Annotated in this window: 16 protein-coding genes; all 16 read left to right on the top strand. The window is 57.5% G+C overall.

Annotation, left to right across the window (positions count from 1 at the left end):
* The first annotated feature begins 40 nt into the window (after positions 1–40).
* The 16 genes from mshE (at position 41) to AB5Z05_RS14505 (ending at position 20497) form a co-directional block, all read left to right on the top strand.
* Positions 41–1750, top strand: coding sequence for an MSHA fimbrial ATPase MshE (mshE, locus tag AB5Z05_RS14430; RefSeq protein WP_368152029.1), 1710 nt, complete (start codon positions 41–43; stop codon positions 1748–1750).
* Positions 1751–1753: 3 nt separating this feature from the next.
* Positions 1754–2974 carry a type II secretion system F family protein gene (locus tag AB5Z05_RS14435; protein WP_368152031.1) on the top strand — a complete coding sequence of 407 codons (1221 nt, stop codon included), beginning with the start codon at positions 1754–1756 and terminating at the stop codon, positions 2972–2974.
* A gap of 87 nt (positions 2975–3061) precedes the next feature.
* Positions 3062–3523, top strand: coding sequence for a hypothetical protein (locus AB5Z05_RS14440; protein ID WP_368152033.1), 462 nt, complete (start codon positions 3062–3064; stop codon positions 3521–3523).
* Positions 3524–3600: 77 nt separating this feature from the next.
* Positions 3601–4272: a prepilin-type N-terminal cleavage/methylation domain-containing protein gene (locus AB5Z05_RS14445; protein ID WP_110304185.1), complete on the top strand. Its 672-nt coding sequence runs from the start codon at positions 3601–3603 to the stop codon at positions 4270–4272.
* A 14-nt stretch (positions 4273–4286) separates the two neighbouring features.
* The gene (locus AB5Z05_RS14450) at positions 4287–4727 is read left to right on the top strand and encodes a prepilin-type N-terminal cleavage/methylation domain-containing protein (protein WP_110304186.1); all 441 of its coding nucleotides are present in this window, start codon (positions 4287–4289) and stop codon (positions 4725–4727) included.
* Between the two features lie 47 nt (positions 4728–4774).
* On the top strand, positions 4775–5269 hold the full coding sequence (locus AB5Z05_RS14455; RefSeq protein ID WP_110304187.1) for a prepilin-type N-terminal cleavage/methylation domain-containing protein: 495 nt from the start codon (positions 4775–4777) through the stop codon (positions 5267–5269).
* Positions 5256–5816, top strand: coding sequence for a prepilin-type N-terminal cleavage/methylation domain-containing protein (locus tag AB5Z05_RS14460; RefSeq protein ID WP_110304188.1), 561 nt, complete (start codon positions 5256–5258; stop codon positions 5814–5816). The genes AB5Z05_RS14455 and AB5Z05_RS14460 overlap by 14 nt, the downstream gene beginning before the upstream one ends.
* Before the next feature lie 38 nt (positions 5817–5854).
* Positions 5855–6733, top strand: coding sequence for a PilW family protein (locus AB5Z05_RS14465; RefSeq protein WP_158110910.1), 879 nt, complete (start codon positions 5855–5857; stop codon positions 6731–6733).
* A gap of 37 nt (positions 6734–6770) precedes the next feature.
* A complete protein-coding gene (locus AB5Z05_RS14470) occupies positions 6771–7196 on the top strand; it encodes an MSHA biogenesis protein MshP (RefSeq protein WP_368152036.1) in 426 nt (141 codons plus the stop codon).
* A 137-nt stretch (positions 7197–7333) separates the two neighbouring features.
* Positions 7334–11785, top strand: coding sequence for a DUF6701 domain-containing protein (locus tag AB5Z05_RS14475; protein WP_368152038.1), 4452 nt, complete (start codon positions 7334–7336; stop codon positions 11783–11785).
* Between the two features lie 204 nt (positions 11786–11989).
* Positions 11990–13030: a rod shape-determining protein gene (locus AB5Z05_RS14480; protein ID WP_005340051.1), complete on the top strand. Its 1041-nt coding sequence runs from the start codon at positions 11990–11992 to the stop codon at positions 13028–13030.
* Positions 13031–13072: 42 nt separating this feature from the next.
* Positions 13073–13963: a rod shape-determining protein MreC gene (gene mreC, locus AB5Z05_RS14485; RefSeq protein ID WP_005340053.1), complete on the top strand. Its 891-nt coding sequence runs from the start codon at positions 13073–13075 to the stop codon at positions 13961–13963.
* Entirely contained in the window at positions 13963–14448 is a 486-nt protein-coding gene (mreD, locus tag AB5Z05_RS14490) for a rod shape-determining protein MreD (RefSeq protein WP_005340054.1), read from the top strand. Before mreC ends, mreD begins: the two co-directional genes overlap by 1 nt.
* A 2-nt stretch (positions 14449–14450) precedes the next feature.
* Entirely contained in the window at positions 14451–15038 is a 588-nt protein-coding gene (locus AB5Z05_RS14495; protein ID WP_244775546.1) for a nucleoside triphosphate pyrophosphatase, read from the top strand.
* Positions 15039–15133: 95 nt separating this feature from the next.
* Positions 15134–16603 carry a ribonuclease G gene (gene rng / locus AB5Z05_RS14500; RefSeq protein WP_005340056.1) on the top strand — a complete coding sequence of 490 codons (1470 nt, stop codon included), beginning with the start codon at positions 15134–15136 and terminating at the stop codon, positions 16601–16603.
* Complete coding sequence (locus tag AB5Z05_RS14505; RefSeq protein WP_368152040.1) at positions 16604–20497, top strand: YhdP family protein; 3894 nt, start codon at positions 16604–16606, stop codon at positions 20495–20497.
* The last annotated feature ends 24 nt before the right edge of the window (positions 20498–20521 follow it).

A 20521-nucleotide genomic window follows, 5' to 3' on the forward strand; every position in this document is an offset into this window, starting at 1 on the left:
ATGCGGCAACGGGTGTGAAGTAACAGAGATCGGAGCAAACATGGCACAACCCAGACTGAAAATGCGCCTCGGCGACCTGCTGGTACAAGAGCAGATCATCTCTGATGATCAGCTGCAGCTTGCCCTGCAGCAGCAGCGTCAGACCGGCCGCAAGCTGGGCACCACCCTCATCGACCTCGGCTTTATCAGCGAGGTGCAGTTGCTGCAATTCCTCGCCCGTCAGCTGGATGTACCCTTCTTCGATCTCAACAACCTCACCATAGATGCTGCCGCGGTGCCGCTGTTGCCCGAGGTGCAGGCGCGCCGTTACCGGGCGCTGGCGGTCAATCTCACCGATGACCGGGTGACGGTGGCCATGTCGGACCCGGCCGACCTGAGCGCGCTGGATGCCATCGCCGCTCTGCTCAGCCCGCGCATCATGGTGCTGGCGGTTGCCCGCGAAGGGCAGCTGCTGGAGTATTTCGACCGGCTCTACCGCCGTACCCGCGAAATCGAGAGTTTCGCCGAACAGCTGCAGGAGGAGTATCAGGACTCCGGCTTCGAGCTGGGCTCCAGCAATCTGGGAGCTAATGATGAGGGGGAGGCGACGGTGGCCAAGCTGCTGCGCTCCCTGTTTGAAGACGCGGTGCAGGTTGGCGCCTCGGATATCCATATCGAGCCGGACGAGAAGGTGCTGCGCATTCGCCAGCGGATCGACGGCATCCTCCATGAAAATATCCTCAACGAGGTGCGCATTGCCCAGGCGCTGGTGCTGCGTCTCAAGCTGGTGGCGGGGCTCGATATCTCCGAGAAGCGCTTGCCACAGGATGGCCGTTTCAACATGAAGGTGCGCGGCCGTGATGTGGACGTGCGGATGTCCACCATGCCGGTGCAGTATGGCGAGTCGGTGGTGATGCGTCTGCTGGATCAATCCTCCGGCATCCTCTCGCTGACCGAAACCGGAATGCCGCCTGATATCCTGACCCGTTTCCGCCGTCAGCTCAAACGGCCACACGGCATGATCTTGGTAACGGGCCCGACCGGTAGCGGCAAGACTACGACCCTCTATGGCGCTCTCTCCGAGCTCAATCAGGCGAGCCAGAAGATCATCACGGTTGAAGACCCGGTGGAATACCGCTTGCCTCGCATCAGCCAGGTGCAGGTCAACCCCAAGATTGGTCTCACCTTCTCCCACGTGCTGCGTTCTACCTTGCGTCAGGACCCGGACATCCTGTTGGTGGGCGAGATGCGCGACAACGAGACGGTGGAGATCGGCCTGCGCGGTGCTATCACAGGTCACCTGGTGTTGACCACCTTGCACACCAACGATGCGGTGACCAGTGCCCTGCGCCTGATCGATATGGGGGCTCCCGGCTATCTGGTTGCCAGCGCCCTGCGGGCGGTTGTCGCCCAGCGGCTGGTGCGGCGGGTATGTGAGCACTGCGTTGAGGAGAAGGTGCCGGACGAAGGACAGGCGACTTGGCTTACCGTACTCTCGGGAGAAGCGCCCGGTCAGCATACCTATCACAAGGGGCGGGGTTGCCAGAGCTGCAACTTCACCGGCTATTCGGGCCGGATCGGGGTGTACGAGTTGCTGGAGCTGGATCAGCCGATGATGGATGCACTGCGCCGCAATGACGCTGAGGGTTTTGCCAAGGCAGCCCGTCAGCATGAGCACTATCGGCCGCTGGCCCTCACGGCCCTCGATTATGCCCGTGAGGGGATCACCTCGGTGGATGAGGTGCTCCGGCTGGCCGAGGATTTGGGGTAAGCGATGGCTAACTTTGCCTATAAGGGGCGCGACAGTCAGGGCAACGCTACCAGTGGTGTGGTTGAGGCGGCCAACGAAATGGCGGCGGCCGAGCAATTGATGCGCCGTGGCGTGATGCCTACCGAGCTCAAACCGGGCAAGGCCAAGGGGGTTGAGCTTAACTGGTCGCTGCTGCTGGAAGGTGGTGTCAAACTCGACGAGCTGGTGATCTTTTGTCGCCAGATGTATGCCCTGACCCGGGCCGGGATCCCGATCCTGCGCGCCATCGCCGGGCTGGAGGAGAGCACCCACAGCAAGCCACTCAAACGTGCGCTCCATGCGCTGGGAGAGGATCTTGGCAACGGCCGACCCTTGTCGAGCTCAATGCAGGCTCACCCCAGAGTATTCAGCAGTCTTTTTATCGCCATTATTCACGTCGGGGAGAACACCGGTCAGCTGGAAGAGGCCTTCCTGCAGCTTGCCACCTATTTCGAGTTGGAGCTGGAGACCCGCAAGCGGATCAAGACGGCGATGCGTTATCCCAGCTTCGTACTGATTGCCATCGGCATTGCCATGGTGATCCTCAATATCATGGTGATACCGGTCTTTGCCGGCATGTTTGCCAAATTCGGGGTGGAGCTGCCGTTGGCGACCCGGATCCTGCTCGCAACCTCCCACTTCTTTGTGCACTACTGGTGGCTGATGCTCGCCACCCTGATTGCTATTGTTGTCAGCTGGCGGCGCTGGGTAGCAACCCCCAAGGGCAAGCTGACCTGGCATCGCTGGCAACTCAGGTTGCCTATCGTCGGAACCATCATCGAACGCTCTCTGCTGGCCCGTTTTGCCCGCAGTTTTTCCATGATGCTTAAAGCCGGGGTACCGCTCAATACGGCACTGACGCTGGTTGCCGATGCGGTGGATAACGCTTGGATGGCTGGCCGGATCCGTGATATGCGGGCCGGGATCGAGCGGGGCGAGAGCCTGCTGCGCACCGCCAGCAGCAGTAGTCTGTTTACCCCGTTGGTAATGCAGATGATTGCGGTGGGGGAGGAGACCGGTCAGGTCGATGACCTGCTGCACGAAGCGGCCGAGTATTACGAGCGGGAGGTGGATTATGACCTCAAGAGTCTCACCGCTCGGATCGAGCCGATCCTGATCGGGATCGTGGCGGTAATGGTGCTGATCCTGGCGCTGGGTATATTCACCCCCATGTGGGACATGATGCGCGCGGTTCGCGGCAAGTAATCTTGCTGGAACTGGATATCTTCACGCCTGAGTGGTGGGACATGTGCGAGCCGTAAGAGGCAAGTGATCGGTGGAGTCGAGGGCTGGATGAACAGACAGACGCAGCAAGATGATCGCTGGCTGACCGGATATCGGCGGATCGCCGTGATCATCCTGTTGATGGTGATTATTGCTACGTTGGTGCGTAGCTATCAGGGCCACCGGGAAGAGGCGCAGCAGCTCACCCTCACCTTGTTGGGGGAGCAATTTGCCGAGCGGGCACAGCGTTTGCACGGCATTTGGCTCGATGAGCGGCGTCCGCAGATCCTGCATGTTGTCGGCAAGGGGTGGCAGTTTGACGCCCGGGGTTGGCCCCTGGGGCTGGTGCCGCTGCAATCCCCTTCGGAAAATTGCCGTCAGTTGTGGCTGGCACTGATGGGTGAGACGAAGGGGGGCATGCCTCCCCTGCAGGTTCTGGCCCGCCCCGATGGCAGTGGTTGCGAGATGGGGTGGGATGGTTATTGGCTGGTTTATCAGTTTTCTGACGGGCGGGTGATGAAAAAGCCTTGAATGAAGCTAATCATATGACCCAACTACATGATTTTTTTGGGCCTGCATGAAATAATGCGGGGCATTACGGAGGGAGCATGACAATGAAACCAATGGCACCAACAATGCCGGAAAACGGGATGAGGAGACGGTCTGCCGGCTTTTCCCTCATTGAGCTGGTGATCGTTATCGTGATCCTGGGGATCCTGGCGGTGACTGCACTGCCGCGCTTTCTCGATGTGACTGACGAAGCGAAAAAGGCCAGCGTCGAAGGGGTCTCTGGCGGTTTTGCTACCGGCGTTTCACTGGTGCGGGCGCAATGGGAGGCGGAAGGTCGCGCCAAACAGGATAGCCTCAATACTGTGCTCTATGACGGTAGTCGCTTCTATCTGACCACTCCGACCGAGACCCAGATCAGTAACGGCGAGCTGTCGCCCGGCTATCCCATGGATACCGTAGCAAGCGGTAATCCCGATGTGGATCCGGCTAATCTGACCGCCGAACGTTGTCTCAATATTTGGGAGGGGTTACTGCAAAACCCGCCCAAGGCTACGGCCAACTTCAATGAAGTACGCGGTAGCGGCAATGACCTGAAATACTATGCCACAGTGAGCAGTAATGGACTGGATTCGGTCTGCCGTTACTATTTGGTCAATAGTTTGAGTAAGGGCAGTGATGGCAAGTATCAGGATCCGCAAGGCAAGACTGATGCATTTATGAGTTTCAGTTACCGCCCGGCGTCCGGTCAGGTGACCACAAATATTAATTAACAGAGGAAAGTGAAATGAAAAAACAGGCGGGTTTTACCCTGATCGAACTGGTTATCGTGATCATCATTCTGGGTATTCTGGCGGTTACCGCTGCACCCAAGTTCCTGAATCTGCAGGATGATGCTCGTAAGTCTGCTGCACAGGGTGTGCAAGCTGCATTGCAAAGTGCTTCAGGTTTGGTTTACAGCAAAGCGGTACTGAGTGGATATGAGACCAATGCTGGACCGATCTCTATGGCAGCTCCAATCGAAAAAGTTGCTGTAGCATATGGGTATCCGACTGCTGCGACAATCAGTGAAGCGGTGTCCCTGGATGGCTGGCAAGTGTCCGGCGCTGTTTCTAATAACACGATCACTTTTGTACCGAATGGTAAAGGTGATAGCTGTTCTGTGACTTATAAACAAGTGACAGTTTCTAGCGGTACGCCGACTATCAGCTTGGTTGGCTGTAAGTAATTGGACGATGGGAAGGGTGGGAGTCAATTCCTGCCCTTTCTGTTTATATGTTCGATTCAACTCATAAGGGCTTTACCCTGATTGAACTGGTACTGGTGATCCTGTTGCTCGGGATTCTAGCCGCCTTTGCCGTGCCCAAATGGCTGGGCAAAGGCGGCTTTGAAACTCAAACGGTACGTGACGAACTGCTGACCCGGCTGCGGCTGGTACAGACCGTCAATATGCACGAACCGGCCAATCGTTGTACCTCACTGCGGGTTGACGCGGGCCAGTTTGGCCACAGCACGCTCTCCCCTTGTGGCGATCCTGCGGCTATATCTAGCTGGAACGCTAATCAGCTCACCCGTGGTCGTCCGGTGACCCTGTCTGCCGGGATCTCCCTCTCCTCGAACAAGGGCACGCCTCCTTTTGTTATCCGCTTTGATCAAATGGGCCGCCCGCTCGGTAGCTGCGCCGGTGGCTGCGAGCTGCAAGTCACCGATGGTCGCGAGAGTGGCCGTATCCAGATTGAGTCAGAGGGATATATCCATGAGATCCCTTAAGCGTGGTTTTACGCTGATTGAGCTGATCGTTGGCATAGTGCTGCTGGCGGTGGCTTTGACCGGCATTTTGGGGTTGCTTATCAATCAGGCGCCGCAGGCGGTAGACCCGGTGCAGCAGGTGCGGGCCGCCCAGCTGGCCCAGCGCCTCTCCGGCGAGATCTTGCAAAAGTCGTTTGATGAACATTCGGATCATAACGGGGGTCGTTATCGTTGTGGCGAGCAGGTGGCAGGGGTGACCATCTCTTCCTGCTCCACCAGTTATGGCCCGGATGGCGAGCCCGCATCCTATGCCTATAACGATGTGGATGATTTCGATACCGCAGGTAACTGGGTGGATGCCAACACCCTGACCCAGACTGCAGCGGGAGTCAGCAGCGAGGAGTATCGCAACTATCAGGTGAAAATTGTGGTGAGTGGAGCCGATTTCAGCGACGGCACCTTCAAGAGTTGTGTCGCCCCCTGCTCTGTGGGCAAGCGTATTGATCTGCAGATCAAGCTACCGGATCAGAGCGTGCTCGACTTCTCCTTCTACCGGGGGAACTACTGATGGATCGCTCCGCTGTCGGGTGTTGCTTGCCTGTCCTAATGTCTGCGCCTGTAACCACTTCCGGCGTGGCGGCTAATCGAACCTACCGCAAACCTCGGGGTAACCGTGGCTTTACCCTGGTCGAGCTGGTGATGGTCATCCTGCTGCTCGGGATAATGGCGACCTTTACCAGCCAGTTTATCGGTATCGGTACCCAGATTTATGGCGATGCCAGCAGCCGTGAGCAGCTGATGAGCGATGCCCGCTTCGCCATGGAGCGGCTTAACCGCGAACTGCGCGATGCGGTGCCGGGCTCGGAGCGGATCGAGACGACTGGCGGGACATGGGACGACACCGGTGCCTGTTTGCGGTTCTGGCCCATCAGCACCTCCAGCCGCTATTTGGCGCTTAACCGCGCCATGTCGGGGAGCACTGCCACCCTGGAGCTGGTGATGGCGACCCCGGCTTCTGCTGCCAATCCGCTGGATGTGGATGCCACCGCCGTTAAAAAAGACGATCAGCTGATAGTATTCCCCGTGCCGGACAAAAATGTCGGTTCGCTTACGGCAGGCTGCGATTATGGCCGCTGCGTAGCCAGGGTTACCGATGTGCTGACGCCCGTATCCGGAGCGCAAACCATCCGCTATACCAGTGCCGAGAGTCTGACTGGCCTCTCTCCAGGCAGCCGGGTCTACTTTGCCAACCAGCAGGTTCGCTACTGTGTGGAAGGAAACACGCTGACCCGTGCCACAGCCCCCATTGGAGCATCCTTACCTGCACAGGGCGTGTTGATGGCGGATTCCCTTCGTATTGGCACCTTCTATCGGGAAACCTCGGCGTTTAACGCCGAAGGGGAGTTTGGCATGCGCTTTGTGTTCGAACGCAAGGGGGAGTCGGTCACCTTCAACCACAAGATAGAGGTGTTCAATGTGCCCTGATCCACAGGCTTTCGGACGGATGCGAGGCAGCGCCTTGATGATCGCCCTGTTTGTGATTGTGGTGATGGCCCTGTTGGCGGCTGCCATGGGCCGTTTTCTGGTCGATAGCGGCGAGAAAAATACCGTGGAGGTGCGCAGCGTGCGGGCTCTGCTGGCCGCCCAGAGCGGGCTGGAAGTGGCGCTCTATCGGTTGTTCCCCAAGCGCACGCTTGCCCAACCGACCCCACCTGCGGTCTGCCTGGCAAGCAGCCCACTGAGCTTTGCCAGCAATCCAGGGCTGACCAACTGTCAGGCTGTGGTTCGTTGCGCCACGGTGGCGGTGACTTATAACGGGTCTGTGACCAATGGCTATCGTCTCGAGAGTGTCGGCACCTGTGGCAGCTCCGACCTTAACAGTGCCAACCCTGATTTTGCCGTGAGCCGAACCCTGATGGTCGAAGCTTATGATGGAGGAGCGCCATGAATCGTGATGGCGATGATGTCGGTTGTGTTAGTCACTTCTGGCTGGAGTGGTTATTGCTGTTTCAGTGCAAGTCATTCGCCTGCACTTTGTACTGACGATCGATATTGCGGCAGATGATACAAGTGGAGAGGAAAGTGATGGATTTTAAATGGCTGGTTGGTTTATTACTTTTCTGCGGTACAGCTGTGGCGCAACAATATAATTTATCCATCAATCAATACCCACCATGTAATACCACATGGCAAAAGTCAGGAAATGTTTACACCTGTACTGGTGGTAATGGTCAGGTAACATTAAACGACGGTGATGTGATTGTCGCTAGTCAAGATTCAACGCTGAGTGCAGATGCCGGGTTTTCTCTCACGAATAACAAGATTGGCAGTGCCTCAAGTAGAATAAACCTTAAGGCTAGCTTTGGTGGTATTGTATCTCAAGGATATCAAAACACCATATATGGTGATATTATAGCTGGCAGCTCAAATATTACACTAAACAATATCTACTTATACGGAAGTATTACTACTAGTGGGAACGTGTCGCTAAACTCGGGAGTCGTTCAGGGAAATATCACCAGCAGTAGTAACTCTGTCAGTGTGACTAATGTGCAGTTATCAGGAGATATCAGTGCAAATAGTTCGTTGACGATATCTGGCGGAACTTATAGTGGTAATATTACCATGCGCTCAAATAATCCAGTGACGTTCAACTCAGTTAATATGACTAGTGGAAGTGTCTCTGGGGCTAGCTCTTTTAATGCAACAGGTAGCCAACTGGGATCTCAGGGAAGTCCTGTCATTATCTCGACCACATCAAATAATATCACTGTTACCAATTCTACGGTTTATGGCAATCTGACTGCTGCAACAAATAATGCCGGTGGGGTAGTGAATGTCAACAATAGCTCTGTGACTGGTACTTGTCTACCAGTGTCAAATCCGGTAAATGCTTGTGTCCCGGCACCTGTTGCCTTGTATCAGCTTGAAGAGAGTAAGTGGACTGGTGTTGCAGGAGAAGTCAAAAACGCTGTTGCGGATGTGCTACATGGTCGCGCCATGAGGGGCGCGAAAACCAATACTGTGTCGCCTGCATTACCTGCAAACGCGAATAATCTTGGCACTTGTGGTTATGGTGAGTTTACTGGCAGTAGTAATCAATATATTGAAGTGCCACATGACGCTCGCCTGTCATTTTCCAATCAGTTAACTGTTTCTGCTTGGGTATATCCGGTAAGTCTGCCATCGGCTGGAAATTTGTATTCTATCGTGTCAAAAGATGGCAACTATGAGTTTCATCTAGATAGTCAAGGCAGAGTGTTTTGGTATTGGGAAAGAAGTTCTGGCGTGAACCAGACACTGACAACAAACACCAAAATACCGTTAAATACGTGGTCCCATATAGTCATTCGCTATGATGCAATGGCTGCTAACAATCAACGTCAAAAAATATATATCAATGGCGTCGCTGATACGGTTAAAGGTAATGATGCAAACTCATTAAGAACAAATACACAAAATTTGGAGATTGGCCGAGATTATATCGATAGTCGCAGCTTTAATGGACGAATTGATGAGGTTGCTATTTATGGTTTGGCCTTGTCTGACTCTCAGATAGCTGAGTTATATAGTCAACGTCATCCCTGTGGTGGCTCGACATTGATTTGTGAGACCGATAACTTCTCCCAGCCGCTCGGTGATAGGTGGGCCGTCAAGCAGAGTGCTGGCGGATTTATACCATCCATTACGGCAGACCGACGTTTACGGATGACTCAAGCCAGCACGGGACAAGCAACCTCCGCGACTTATCAGCGGTTATTTCCTGCTGCTGGCAATCTGGTGACGCTGACATTTAATCACTACGCCTATGGTGGCACGAGCACTGGTGCAGATGGCATGACAGTTGTGCTTTCTGACGCGTCGGTGACGCCACAGCCAGGTGCTGCTGGGGGGCCTTTGGGTTATGGCCATTATCAACCGAGTAACTCACCTGGATTTGCTGGTGGTTGGCTCGGATTTGGTTTGGATGAATATGGCAACTTCTCATCCTTTGGGGGGGGGGGAAGTGTGGGCTATCGCCCGCAATCGGTTGTCGTGCGTGGCTCGGGATCCAATTTTTCCGGATATAACTATCTGCGAGGCACCTGTAATAACGGAACTACCAATGTTAATACCAGTTGCTTGAGTCCAAAGGTAGATGGTAACGGTAGCGCCAACCATCGTTACCGTCTGACGATTGATTCACGAACCAGTGGGCGAGCGATGGTCAAAGTAGAGCGTGATACGGGAAACGGGTTTATCTCTCTTATCGATTCGTTTGATGCGCTGGATCCTGCATTGGGCCAAAGTCCATTACCGCAAGACTTTTATGTGTCATTGACAGGTTCTACAGGTGCCCTGACCAATATTCACGAACTCGATAACGTAGAAATATGTGCGCTGAAATCAAGAGAGGTAGGCGTTCAGGTAGATCATTTCGAGTTGCAGTATTCGGGTCAACCTCTGACCTGCAATCCGGAAGAGATCACTATCAAGGCGTGTGCAAATCCAGATTGCAGTCTGCTGATTACCGAACAAGTTGCTGTTTCCTTGTTGCCACAGAGTCTCCAGGATGGTGGTTGGTACCCACTGTCTGGTGCCAACAATGTGAGTGGCAATACGGTGACCTTTACCGGTGGAACGGGCAAAGTTTTGTTGCGTAACAATACTCAGACCCAAGTGACGTTGGGTGTGAACAATTCCGTTCCTGCTGTCAAACCACTCAGTGAAACCTTGTGCAAGGCCGGGGCCGGTACGCCCAGTGCGGCAGCCTGTACCCTGAACTTTGCCGATAGCGGCTTCTTCTTTGATGTGCCTGATACTTATTCCAACCAGCCTCAGGATGTGACTATCAGTGCGGTCAAAAAAGACGACATTACCAAGCAATGTGTGCCCGGATTTACCGGCGTGAGGTCTGTCGGCTTTTGGGGAACGTACAACAATCCAAATACCAATAGCTTTGGTAACAAGATCTCCATCGATGGCAATGCCATCGCTACCTATGCCGCCAGTGTTCCTTCACCAACGCCAACCCCCCTTAACCTGACTTTCGATAATCAGGGTAAGGCGACCTTGAAAAAAGTGACCTACCCGGATGCGGGTCAGATGCAGCTTTCAGCCAGTCATAATGGCAGTGGTGAGACGGCGGGTCTGGTGATGACGGGGTCCGACACGTTTGTGGCACGTCCTGTCGGCTTGTGTATAACCCCTCCGCAAGGGGTCTGCGCGGCAGGTGATAGCAGTTGTCCGGTATTCAAAAAAGCAGGGGAAACGTTCCAGGTGGATATCAAGGCGATGGCCTGGGAGTCGGCCAATGATGGGGATATCTGCGTAGGGAATCAGACTACGCCCAACTTTGCCCTGCTCAATATTGCTCTGGGCAGTACGCTGGTGGCACCCAATCCGGGCACCAATGCAACGCTGGGTACTACCACCTATAGCCATGTGGCTGCGGCCAACAGTGCCAATAACGTTAGCCAGACTGTGAGCGAGGTGGGAGTGTTCCGGATGACGGCGATGCCACCGGTGGCAAAGCCGCCAGAAGGAAGCACTTTATCTACGGGCTATTTCGGTTACACCATCCCTCCCGCCAGCAGCATGCCGATGGGTCGCTTCGTACCCTGGGATTACAGTTTGAGTAATGGTTTTATCACGCCTGCCTGCAATGCCTTTACATACATGAGCCAGCCCTTTGCCAGCGGTTTTGTCCTCATTGCACGCAATCTGCAGAAAGGGACGACAGAGAACTATAAGGGGGCGTTCGCTAAAGGGGTTGCTGAGATGGTGGCTGCCAATGCTCTGGATGGGGTTGCGCGTGACAAGCGTATTACACTATCTCCCTCGCTCAGCTGGGCAAGTGGTATTGCGAGCGTTAATCAGCAGTCACCTTTGGGGCTGAATACCCGCTTTGATCGTGCTGCGAGTCCAGAAGCACCTTTCGCCACGTTGAGCTTTGGTCTCAAAGTCGATGATAAGGATGGCGGCAATACACTGTTGGCTAATCCAAATATGAATACTGCTGTCGCTGGGACATGTTCCGGGTCGGGGTGTAATGCGGTGCTGCTGGGTACTCAAAAGCTGTTGTACGGCCGCCTGCTGGCTGGCACGGTGGCGGGCCTGGCCTCGGCGCCGCTGGCCATTCCACTGCAGATGCAATATTACGAAGTGGGCAACTGGCTGCAAAACAAGGAAGATAAATGTACCCAGCTCTCTTTGGCCAATCAGGGGTTCACTTTCCTCAATCCGAGTCACACCTTTGATGCGGCGACTCGCGAGCTGAATTTGGGGGCGGGTCGCAAGATCAAGCTGGGGTTGGGCAGTTCTGCACCAGGTGGGGATGCTGCACTGGCGAAAGACGGGGAGATCCTGTTCCACTTTGCCAAGCCGGACATCTCGGTGCGCATTCCCTACAAGGTCGATTTGGCAAAACAGCCATCATCGCCACTCTGGTTGTCTGACCCCACGAGTGCCAATGACGGAAGCCTGAAAGGTGAGGCCATTTTCGGCTCCAGCCGGGGTAATGACAGAATTATTTATCGGCGCGAAGTATTGCAGTAATTGATGTGTAAGGGGGGTTGGCTCAACAGCATCCCCCTAAATCCTTGTTTATTAGTGTTTGCAAGCGTGTGCGAGTGAGTGATGACTCGCATTTTTGTCGCGCCTGATTGATTGGCGACAGTTTGAGCGCTTGCCCATTGGGGTGGGCATTGGTAAAGTTAGCCGGTTTTCTGCACCTCCAAATTCTTAGGATTTCCCGTAGCCATGTTCAAAAAGCTCAGAGGCGTCTTTTCCAACGATCTGTCGATCGATTTGGGAACTGCCAACACCCTGATCTATGTAAAAGATCAAGGGATCGTCCTTAACGAACCCTCAGTTGTCGCCATTCGCCAAGAGCGCGGGAACGCCAAATCGGTCGCTGCTGTCGGTCATGCCGCCAAGCAGATGCTGGGCCGTACCCCGGGCAACATCTCCGCAATCCGCCCGATGAAAGACGGCGTGATCGCCGATTTCTACGTGACCGAGAAGATGCTGCAGCACTTCATCAAACAGGTTCACGACAACAACTATTTCCGCCCCAGCCCGCGCGTGCTGGTGTGTGTACCGTGCGGTTCAACCCAGGTTGAGCGTCGCGCCATCAAGGAGTCCGCACTGGGCGCCGGTGCCCGTGAGGTCTACCTGATCGATGAGCCTATGGCTGCTGCCATCGGTGCCGGCCTGCCGGTATCCGAAGCGACCGGCTCCATGGTGGTTGATATCGGTGGTGGTACCACTGAAGTGGCCATCATCTCCCTGAACGGTGTAGTTTATTCCCAGTCCGTCCGTATCGGTGGCGACAAGTTTGACGAAGCCATCATCAGCTACGTTCGTCGCAACTACGGCAGCCTGATCGGTGAAGCGACTGCCGAGCGCATCAAGCACGAGATCGGCTCCGCCTATCCGGGCGAAGAGGTGCGCGAGATTGAAGTGCGTGGTCGCAACCTGGCTGAAGGTGTACCGCGCAGCTTCACTCTCAACTCCAACGAAATCCTGGAAGCGCTGCAAGAGCCGCTGTCCGGTATCGTGGCTGCCGTCATGGTGGCGCTGGAGCAGTCTCCGCCTGAACTGGCTTCCGACATCTCCGAGCGCGGCATGGTGCTGACCGGTGGTGGTGCGTTGCTGAAAGATATCGACCGTCTGCTGATGGAAGAGACCGGCATTCCTGTCGTCGTGGCCGAAGATCCCCTCACCTGTGTGGCCCGTGGCGGCGGCAAGGCGCTGGAGCTGATCGATATGCACGGTGGCGATCTGTTCCACTACGAATAAGACCCAAAGCCGGCCAGCGTGCCGGCTCTTTTTTGACGACCCATGAAACCCATTTTTGGTAGAGGCCCTTCGCTTCAGTTACGGTTGTTTCTCGCCGTCATCATCTCCATCGCTGCCATCGTCGCGGATTCCCGCTTCGGTGTGTTTACCCATGTCCGCGTCTACCTCAGTTCGTTAGTTAGTCCCCTGCAATACATGGCCAATGCGCCCGGTACCCTGCTCGACACCATGTCGACCCAGGTGCAGACCCGCGCCGATCTCATCGAGCAGACCAAGCAGCAGGAGCAGCAACTGTTTACCCTGCGTGCCCGTCTGCTCAAAATGGATCAGCTGGAGCACGAGAATCAGCGGTTGCGTGAGCTGCTGGGCTCGCCGGTGCACAAGGAGTCCCGCAAGATGGTGGCCGAGCTGCTGTCGGTGGATTCCGACCCCTTCAGCCATCAGGTGCTGATCAACAAGGGGGCGCTGGATGGCGTCTACAACGGTCAGGCGGTGATCAACGATCAGGGTGTGATTGGTCAGGTGCTCCACGTGGGCTCCACCACCAGTCGCGTGCTGCTGATCACCGACTCCAGTCATGGCATTCCGGTGCGGGTACTGCGCAACGACTTGCGTGCTATTGCTTCCGGCAGTGGCGAGCTCGACAAGCTTGAGCTGCGCAACCTGCCGCGCAATACCGATATTCAGGTGGGTGATCTGCTGGTCACCTCAGGTCTGGGTGGCCGCTTCCCGGAAGGTTATCCGGTGGCGACCGTAACCCGTTCCGAGTATGTGGAGGGCAAGCCCTTCGCTCAGGTCGAGGCCAAGCCGCTGGTGGAGCTGGACAGACTGCGTTATCTGCTGCTGCTGTGGACCGACAAGAAGCCTGAAGTACATGATGAGGATGGCGAACGGGCGGCTCCCGCTGCGTCCGCCGCAGGAGCCACCCGCTAATGCTAGAACCCGCCAGCGGCAGGATCTGGATCTGGATCTCGATCCTGCTGGCCTTGAGCCTGTCGATCCTGCCGCTTCCTTTTGAATTTGACCCCTTCCGTCCGGACTGGCTGGCCATGGTGCTCATCTACTGGGCACTGGCCTTGCCGCACCGGACCAACGTCGGCACCGCCTGGGTGGCGGGCCTGCTGCTGGATGTGCTGCTTGGCAGCACCCTCGGCGTGCGGGCGATGGCGATGGCCATCACCACCTATCTGGCGGCCTTCCAGTTCCAGAAGATCCGCAACTTCTCCCTCTGGCAGCAGGCACTGATCATCGGTGGCCTCTCGCTGGTGGGTAAAATGACGGTATTCTGGGCCGAGCATCTGTTCAGCCAGGCCAGTCTCAACTTCTCCTACTTTTGGTCGACGTTGACGACGATGCTAATATGGCCCTGGGTGTTTCTGGTGCTGCGCAAGGTGCGGCGCCGCTTCAATATCAGGTAAATATGAACAAAAACAACGAACCACAACTCTATCTCGCCTCGGCTTCTCCCCGTCGCCGTGAACTGCTGACCCAGATTGGCTACCGCTTCGAGGTGCTGAAACTGGATGTGCCCGAGCAGCGGGAAGAGGGTGAAAAGGCGCAGGATTACGTCTGCCGCCTCGCCCGTGACAAGGCGATGGCGGGCGTGGCGTGTGCGCCGATGGCGTTGCCGGTGCTGGGTGCCGACACCATAGTGGTGCTGGGCGACCGGGTACTGGAGAAACCGTCCGATCTGCTGGATGCCAAAGATATGCTGGAGTCCCTCTCCGGCAAGGTGCATCAAGTGATGACGGCGGTAGCACTGGCCAGCAAGGATCGTTGTGACGTGCGTCTGGTCACCACCAACGTGGCGTTTCGCAAGCTGGACGAGGCCGAGATCGAGGCCTACTGGCAGACCGGTGAGCCCTGTGACAAGGCCGGTGCTTATGGCATTCAGGGTATTGCCGGCAAGTTTGTCAGCCGCATCGAAGGGAGCTATAGCGCCGTGGTCGGCCTGCCCCTACTGGAGACAGACCTGCTGATCAAGCATCATCTGGAACAGCTCAAATAATTTCCCGTCAGCTGTGCTCTGCTGCGTTTCTTCCTTGCGCGCGTTGTACCGGATTGGCTCTATAGAATTCAAAACTGGAACAGGCAAGGTTACTTATGTCGGTAGAACTGCTGGTTAACGTTACCCCCTCCGAAACCCGGGTCGCTCTGGTCGAAAACGGTCTGCTGCAGGAAGTGCATGTAGAACGTCAGGCCAAACGCGGCATCGTGGGCAATATCTACAAAGGCAAGATCAGCCGGGTGCTGCCCGGCATGCAGGCGGCCTTCGTCGATATCGGCATGGACAAGGCAGCCTTTTTGCACGCCTCTGATATCGTCCCTCACACCGAGTGTGTGGCGGTGAAGGAGAAGGAGCAGTTCCAGGTCGGTAACATCGCCGAGCTGGTGCGTCAGGGGCAGGACATCATGGTGCAGGTGGTGAAAGATCCGCTGGGTACCAAGGGTGCCCGTCTCACTACCGATATCACCTTGCCATCCCGCTATCTGGTCTTTATGCCGGGCAGCGCCCACGTCGGCGTCTCCCAGCGAATCGAGTCCGAAGCGGAGCGGGAACGCCTCAAGCGCACCGTGGCCGGTTATGTGGATGAACTGGGTGGCTACATCATCCGCACCGCTGCCGAAGGGGTGGGGGAGCAGGAGCTGGAGCAGGATGCCGCCTTCCTGAAACGGCTGTGGCGCAAGATCCTCGAGCGCAAGCAGAAGTATCCACCCTGCAAGATCCTCTACGAGGATCCCAGTCTGGCATTTCGGGTGGTGCGCGACTTTGTCGGCGCCGAGCTCGACAAGATCCGCGTTGACTCGCGCCAGAGCTTCGATCAGCTCAAACGCTTCACCGAAGAGTACGTGCCTGAGCTGGCCAGCAAGCTGGAGTATTACCCCGGCGAGTCGCCGATCTTCGATCTCTACGACGTGGAGAACGAGATCCAGCGGGCGCTGGAGCGCAAGGTAGAGCTGAAATCCGGCGGCTACCTCATCATCGACCAGACTGAAGCCATGACCACGGTGGATATCAACACCGGCGCCTTTGTCGGCCATCGCAATCTGGAAGAGACCATCTTCAACACCAACGTCGAGGCGACTGCGGCCATCGCCCGCCATCTGCGCCTGCGCAACCTCGGTGGCATCATCATCATCGACTTCATTGACATGCAGTCGGAAGATCACCGCCGTCGGGTGTTGCACAGCCTGGAGCAGGCGTTGTCCAAGGATCGCGCCAAGACCAACGTCAATGGCTTCTCCCAGCTCGGTCTGGTGGAGATGACCCGCAAGCGCACCCGCGAGAGTCTGGAGCATGTGCTCTGCTCCGAGTGCCCCGAGTGCAAGGGACGCGGCCGGGTCAAGACGGTGGAGTCGGTCTGCTTCGAGATCCTGCGGGAGATCATTCGGGTTAATCGTGCCTACGATGCGGATCAGTTCACCGTCTATGCGGCCCCGGCCGTGGCCGACTACCTCCATGGCGAGGAGTCCCACAGTCTGGCTGAGCTGGAAGTGTTCATCGGCAAGCAGGTGCGGGTAGTGAGCGAACCCCTCTGTGGTCAGGAGCAGTTCGACGTGGTGATGATGTAATTGGTCTATCGCTGGCTGAGTCGGGGCTGGTTGGCCCTGGGGGTCCTGTTCGTACTGATGGCCATGCTGGTCACCTTGGTACGGGTCGGGGGCCCTTTGCTGAATCAATACCGGGAGAGTCTGATCCACACTCTGCTGGGTGATTCACAACTCAAGGTCAGCGTGGAGCAAGTGGGGCTGGACTGGACACAGTCCGGGCCCGCTCTCGAGCTGCAGCAACTCGCCATCGCCCCGGATTCGGGGCGTTTTACCGTACAGCTCGGCAAAGCCTGGGTGCATCTCGATTTCTGGCGCACTATTAACGAGCTCAAGCCGGTGTTTGGCGAGCTGATCCTGAGCGATGGCGATATCACCATCGACTTGCGCCAACCGGCTGACGAGAGCCCCTCCGGCGATCCCCAGCAGGGCGCCCTGCTGCGTTTTCTGCTGACCCAGCTCTCTACCTTCGATGTGCACAACACTCGTCTCAGCGTCACCACCTCCCTCGGTGATCTGCGCGCCCTCGACATCGCCCAACTGCGCTGGCAGAACCGTGGCAAGCGCCATCAGGGGGTCGGCAAGGCTTACCTCATCAACGGGGTGGGCGAGAGCACCCTCGATCTGATTCTGGATGTGGACGCCCCGACTGCCCGGCTCGATCGCCTCAAGGGTCAGCTCTATCTGGGGGCTCGCCAGCTCGATATCACCCCGACCCTGGCTAAGATCCATGCGGGCGAACCCAAGGTCGCCGGTCAGCTCGACTTCCAGCTCTGGAGCGAGTTTGACAGTGGCAAGCTGGGCAATACCCTGCTGGCGTTTGGCAACAACTACCTGATCTGGAAGGATCCCAAGAAAGGGGAGATGCACCGTTTCGGCCTAGATGGTGGCAAGATCCAGCTGCGCCGTGAGGGCACCGACTGGCAACTGGCCAGCCACAACGTCACCTTCAAGCTGGACGGCAAACCCTGGTTGCAAAGCCGCTTGCAGCTGGAGCGGATTGGGGATCGGGTGCAGGGCTATCTGCCCAGCATAGAGTTCGACAAGATCACCCAGATCAGTCAGCTGGTCTCGGCGCTCTACCCCACACTCTGCGAGACCCTGCGCCAGACCAATCCGCAGGGTTCGGTGCAGGATCTGACGCTGCTGGCCAACGCCGACTGGCAGGGTCTCTCCCTCAGTGGCCGCTTCAGCAAGGTGCGCCTCAAGGCGTGGCAGGATATACCCGGGATGCAGGATCTCAACGGCGAGTTCTGGCTTACCCCGACCGGCGGTAGCGCCAGATTGGCGCTGGCGAACGACAAGGTGGATCCCGCCCGTCACTTCAAGATGCCGATCCCGGTCGACAACTTCTCGGCCCGCCTCGACTGGTGGCGCGAGGAACAGGGCTGGGTGCTCTACGGGCAGGATATCGCGCTGGATAACCCGGATCTGACCCTGGCCAGCCGTTTCCGCCTCGATCTGTTCGAGCACCCTTTCCTGGCCCTGACCGGCCGCATCGATGTGAAGAATGCGGGCCATGCGGATCGCTACTTCCCGCTGCAGGCGATGGACAAGGGGCTGGTGGATTACCTGAGCGGCGCCATCAAGGGGGGCAAGGCCAAGGGGGCCGACCTGCTCTGGTATGGCGAGTTCAGGGACTTTCCCTACGACAACGGCAAGGGCATCTTTCAGGTGGCGGTGCCGCTGGAGCAGGCCACCTACGAGTTCTTCCCCGGTTGGCAACCGCTCACCGACCTGCAGATCGATCTCTTGTTCCAGAATGCCGGTCTCGATATGCGCAGCCGATCCACCAAACTCGGCAAGGCGAGCTCCGACTCGGTGCATGCCTGGATCCCGGATCTCTCCCCTGGCGCCCACCTCTATGTGGATGCCAAGGTGCAGGGCGAGGGCAAGGCCATCAGCGACTACCTGCAGGATTCCCCGCTGGGCAGTTCGGTAGGTCAGGCGCTGCGGGAGATCGAGATCCGCGGCCCGATGGCCGGTTCGGTCAAACTCGATATTCCTCTCGATGGCGAGAGCGAGGTGAAGGCGAGCGGCGATGCCACCTTCAGCAACAACAAGGTGCGGGTCGCCAGTCTGGATCTGCCGCTGGAGAAGGTGCAGGGACGCCTCGAATATGACAACGAACAGACCCGTTTCAGCAACCTCAAGGCGAGCCTGTGGAACCAGCCGCTGACCCTCGACTATCAGGGGCGCCAGCATCCGGATCACTATCAGGTCGACCTCGATTTCAAGGGGCAGTGGGATAGCCGCCGCCAGCCCGCTGCCATCTCCTCGTACGGTATCCTCAACGGTCGCAGCAACTGGGGCGGCAAGCTCGGGTTGACCCTGCCCGACAGCAAGCCGTTCAGCTTCCAGCTGGCGCTCGACTCCAACCTGCAGGGGATGGCGCTGGATCTGCCGCTGCCGCTGGCCAAGAGCAACGCCAGCCGGCTGCCGCTCAAGGTGATCGCCCGTGGCCGGGATGGCAGCGCCGACATTCGTGCCGTACTGGGGGCTGATGTGGATATGCAGACCCGACTGGTCTACGGCGAAGGGGTGCCTTATCTCAGCCGGGTGCGAGTTGATGTGGGCCAGCCGGGCGCCCGGGTAATGCGCGATGCCCCCATGCTGCTCGCCATCAACCAGCAGGAGGCCGATGTCGGTGGCTGGTTGGCCAGACTCAAGCAGTGGTTGCCAGCGCAGAAGCAGACTGGCAATGCGGTGGTTGGCCCGGCCTTCCTGCCGCAGGAGTGGTGGGTGGATGGACAGCTGGCTCGCGCCTATATCGGCAGTGCCACCCTCAAGGCGGCACGTTTCACCGTGGGGCCGACCAATCAGGCGACCGAAGTGATGATCGACAGCCCCGACGTGATGGGGGTGATCCGCCTGCCCGCAGTAGCCAATCGCCCGGTGGATGCCAAGTTTGCCCGCATCTACTGGTCCGGCAAGAGTTCGGATCTCAGTCCGGATCCCGATGCGCAGCAGGACAATGCCATCATGGCATCCATCCCCTGGTTGAAGGTGAGTTGTGTCGATTGCCGCTTTGGCGAGCTGCCTCTTGGTGAAGTGAAAGGGGAGCTGGTGCCCGGCGCCAACAAGGTGACTCTCAAGGGGCTGGATGTGCGGCTGGCGGGGAGTCAGCTCACCGGCAGCGTCGACTGGCTGGCCGATGGCAACCGGATGGAGACCCGCGCCCGTGGCAAGCTGACCAGCAACAACAGCGAACTGCTGCTCAAGCGGCTCGGCTACACCTCGCCCATCGGCGATGCCCCCGGCTCCCTCGCTTTTGATCTGAACTGGCAGGATGTGCCCTATCGCCCGAGCCTGCCGACTCTGGGAGGAAGTGCCAACTATCAGCTGGAGGGTGGCACCCTGCGGGAGATCAACGACAAGGGGGCACGGCTGCTCTCCCTGCTCAGCCTCGACTCCCTGCTGCGCAAGCTGCGGCTCGATTTTCGCGATGTGTTCGACAAGGGCTTCTACTTCGAATCCATGTCCGCCTCTGCCACCATCAAGCAGGGGCAGGTCAGCAACGATGATTTCTATATGAAGGGGGCGGCAGGCAACTTGCGCGGCGAGGGGATCGCCGATCTGGTGCGCTGGCGGCTCGACTACGAGCTGAGCTTCTCTCCCAATCTGGGGGGCACCCTGCCGGTGGTGGCGGCCTTCTCCATCACGCCGGTCACGGGTCTCTATGTGCTGGCCCTCTCCAAACTGCTGGAGCCGGTGGTGGATGTGGTGACCCGCATCGATTTTCGCATCTCGGGCCCGCTAGACGCACCCAAGCTGATCGAGGCGGGGCGAGATCGCGCGCGCATCAAGCTCAACCAGCAGCAGAAAGAGGCGGTAGATGCCGTTGCCCCCAGCCTGCCGACCCAAGAGGTGACCCCTTTCCTGCTGAGCCCCAAACACGCGGGGCCCGCTCAGCGCTGAACGAGCGGCCCGGCATCATCACAA

This window comes from Aeromonas sp. R2-4 (assembly GCF_040908365.1).
Lineage (GTDB): Bacteria > Pseudomonadota > Gammaproteobacteria > Enterobacterales > Aeromonadaceae > Aeromonas > Aeromonas veronii.

What these genes read in the sequence shown, in the direction of transcription:
- mshE (WP_368152029.1), top strand. Translation starts at nt 41, where the DNA reads ATGGCACAACCCAGACTGAAAATGCGCCTCGGCGACCTGCTGGTACAA.
- AB5Z05_RS14435 (WP_368152031.1), top strand. Translation starts at nt 1,754, where the DNA reads ATGGCTAACTTTGCCTATAAGGGGCGCGACAGTCAGGGCAACGCTACC.
- AB5Z05_RS14440 (WP_368152033.1), top strand. Translation starts at nt 3,062, where the DNA reads ATGAACAGACAGACGCAGCAAGATGATCGCTGGCTGACCGGATATCGG.
- AB5Z05_RS14445 (WP_110304185.1), top strand. Translation starts at nt 3,601, where the DNA reads ATGACAATGAAACCAATGGCACCAACAATGCCGGAAAACGGGATGAGG.
- AB5Z05_RS14450 (WP_110304186.1), top strand. Translation starts at nt 4,287, where the DNA reads ATGAAAAAACAGGCGGGTTTTACCCTGATCGAACTGGTTATCGTGATC.
- AB5Z05_RS14455 (WP_110304187.1), top strand. Translation starts at nt 4,775, where the DNA reads ATGTTCGATTCAACTCATAAGGGCTTTACCCTGATTGAACTGGTACTG.
- AB5Z05_RS14460 (WP_110304188.1), top strand. Translation starts at nt 5,256, where the DNA reads ATGAGATCCCTTAAGCGTGGTTTTACGCTGATTGAGCTGATCGTTGGC.
- AB5Z05_RS14465 (WP_158110910.1), top strand. Translation starts at nt 5,855, where the DNA reads ATGTCTGCGCCTGTAACCACTTCCGGCGTGGCGGCTAATCGAACCTAC.
- AB5Z05_RS14470 (WP_368152036.1), top strand. Translation starts at nt 6,771, where the DNA reads ATGATCGCCCTGTTTGTGATTGTGGTGATGGCCCTGTTGGCGGCTGCC.
- AB5Z05_RS14475 (WP_368152038.1), top strand. Translation starts at nt 7,334, where the DNA reads ATGGATTTTAAATGGCTGGTTGGTTTATTACTTTTCTGCGGTACAGCT.
- AB5Z05_RS14480 (WP_005340051.1), top strand. Translation starts at nt 11,990, where the DNA reads ATGTTCAAAAAGCTCAGAGGCGTCTTTTCCAACGATCTGTCGATCGAT.
- mreC (WP_005340053.1), top strand. Translation starts at nt 13,073, where the DNA reads ATGAAACCCATTTTTGGTAGAGGCCCTTCGCTTCAGTTACGGTTGTTT.
- mreD (WP_005340054.1), top strand. Translation starts at nt 13,963, where the DNA reads ATGCTAGAACCCGCCAGCGGCAGGATCTGGATCTGGATCTCGATCCTG.
- AB5Z05_RS14495 (WP_244775546.1), top strand. Translation starts at nt 14,451, where the DNA reads ATGAACAAAAACAACGAACCACAACTCTATCTCGCCTCGGCTTCTCCC.
- rng (WP_005340056.1), top strand. Translation starts at nt 15,134, where the DNA reads ATGTCGGTAGAACTGCTGGTTAACGTTACCCCCTCCGAAACCCGGGTC.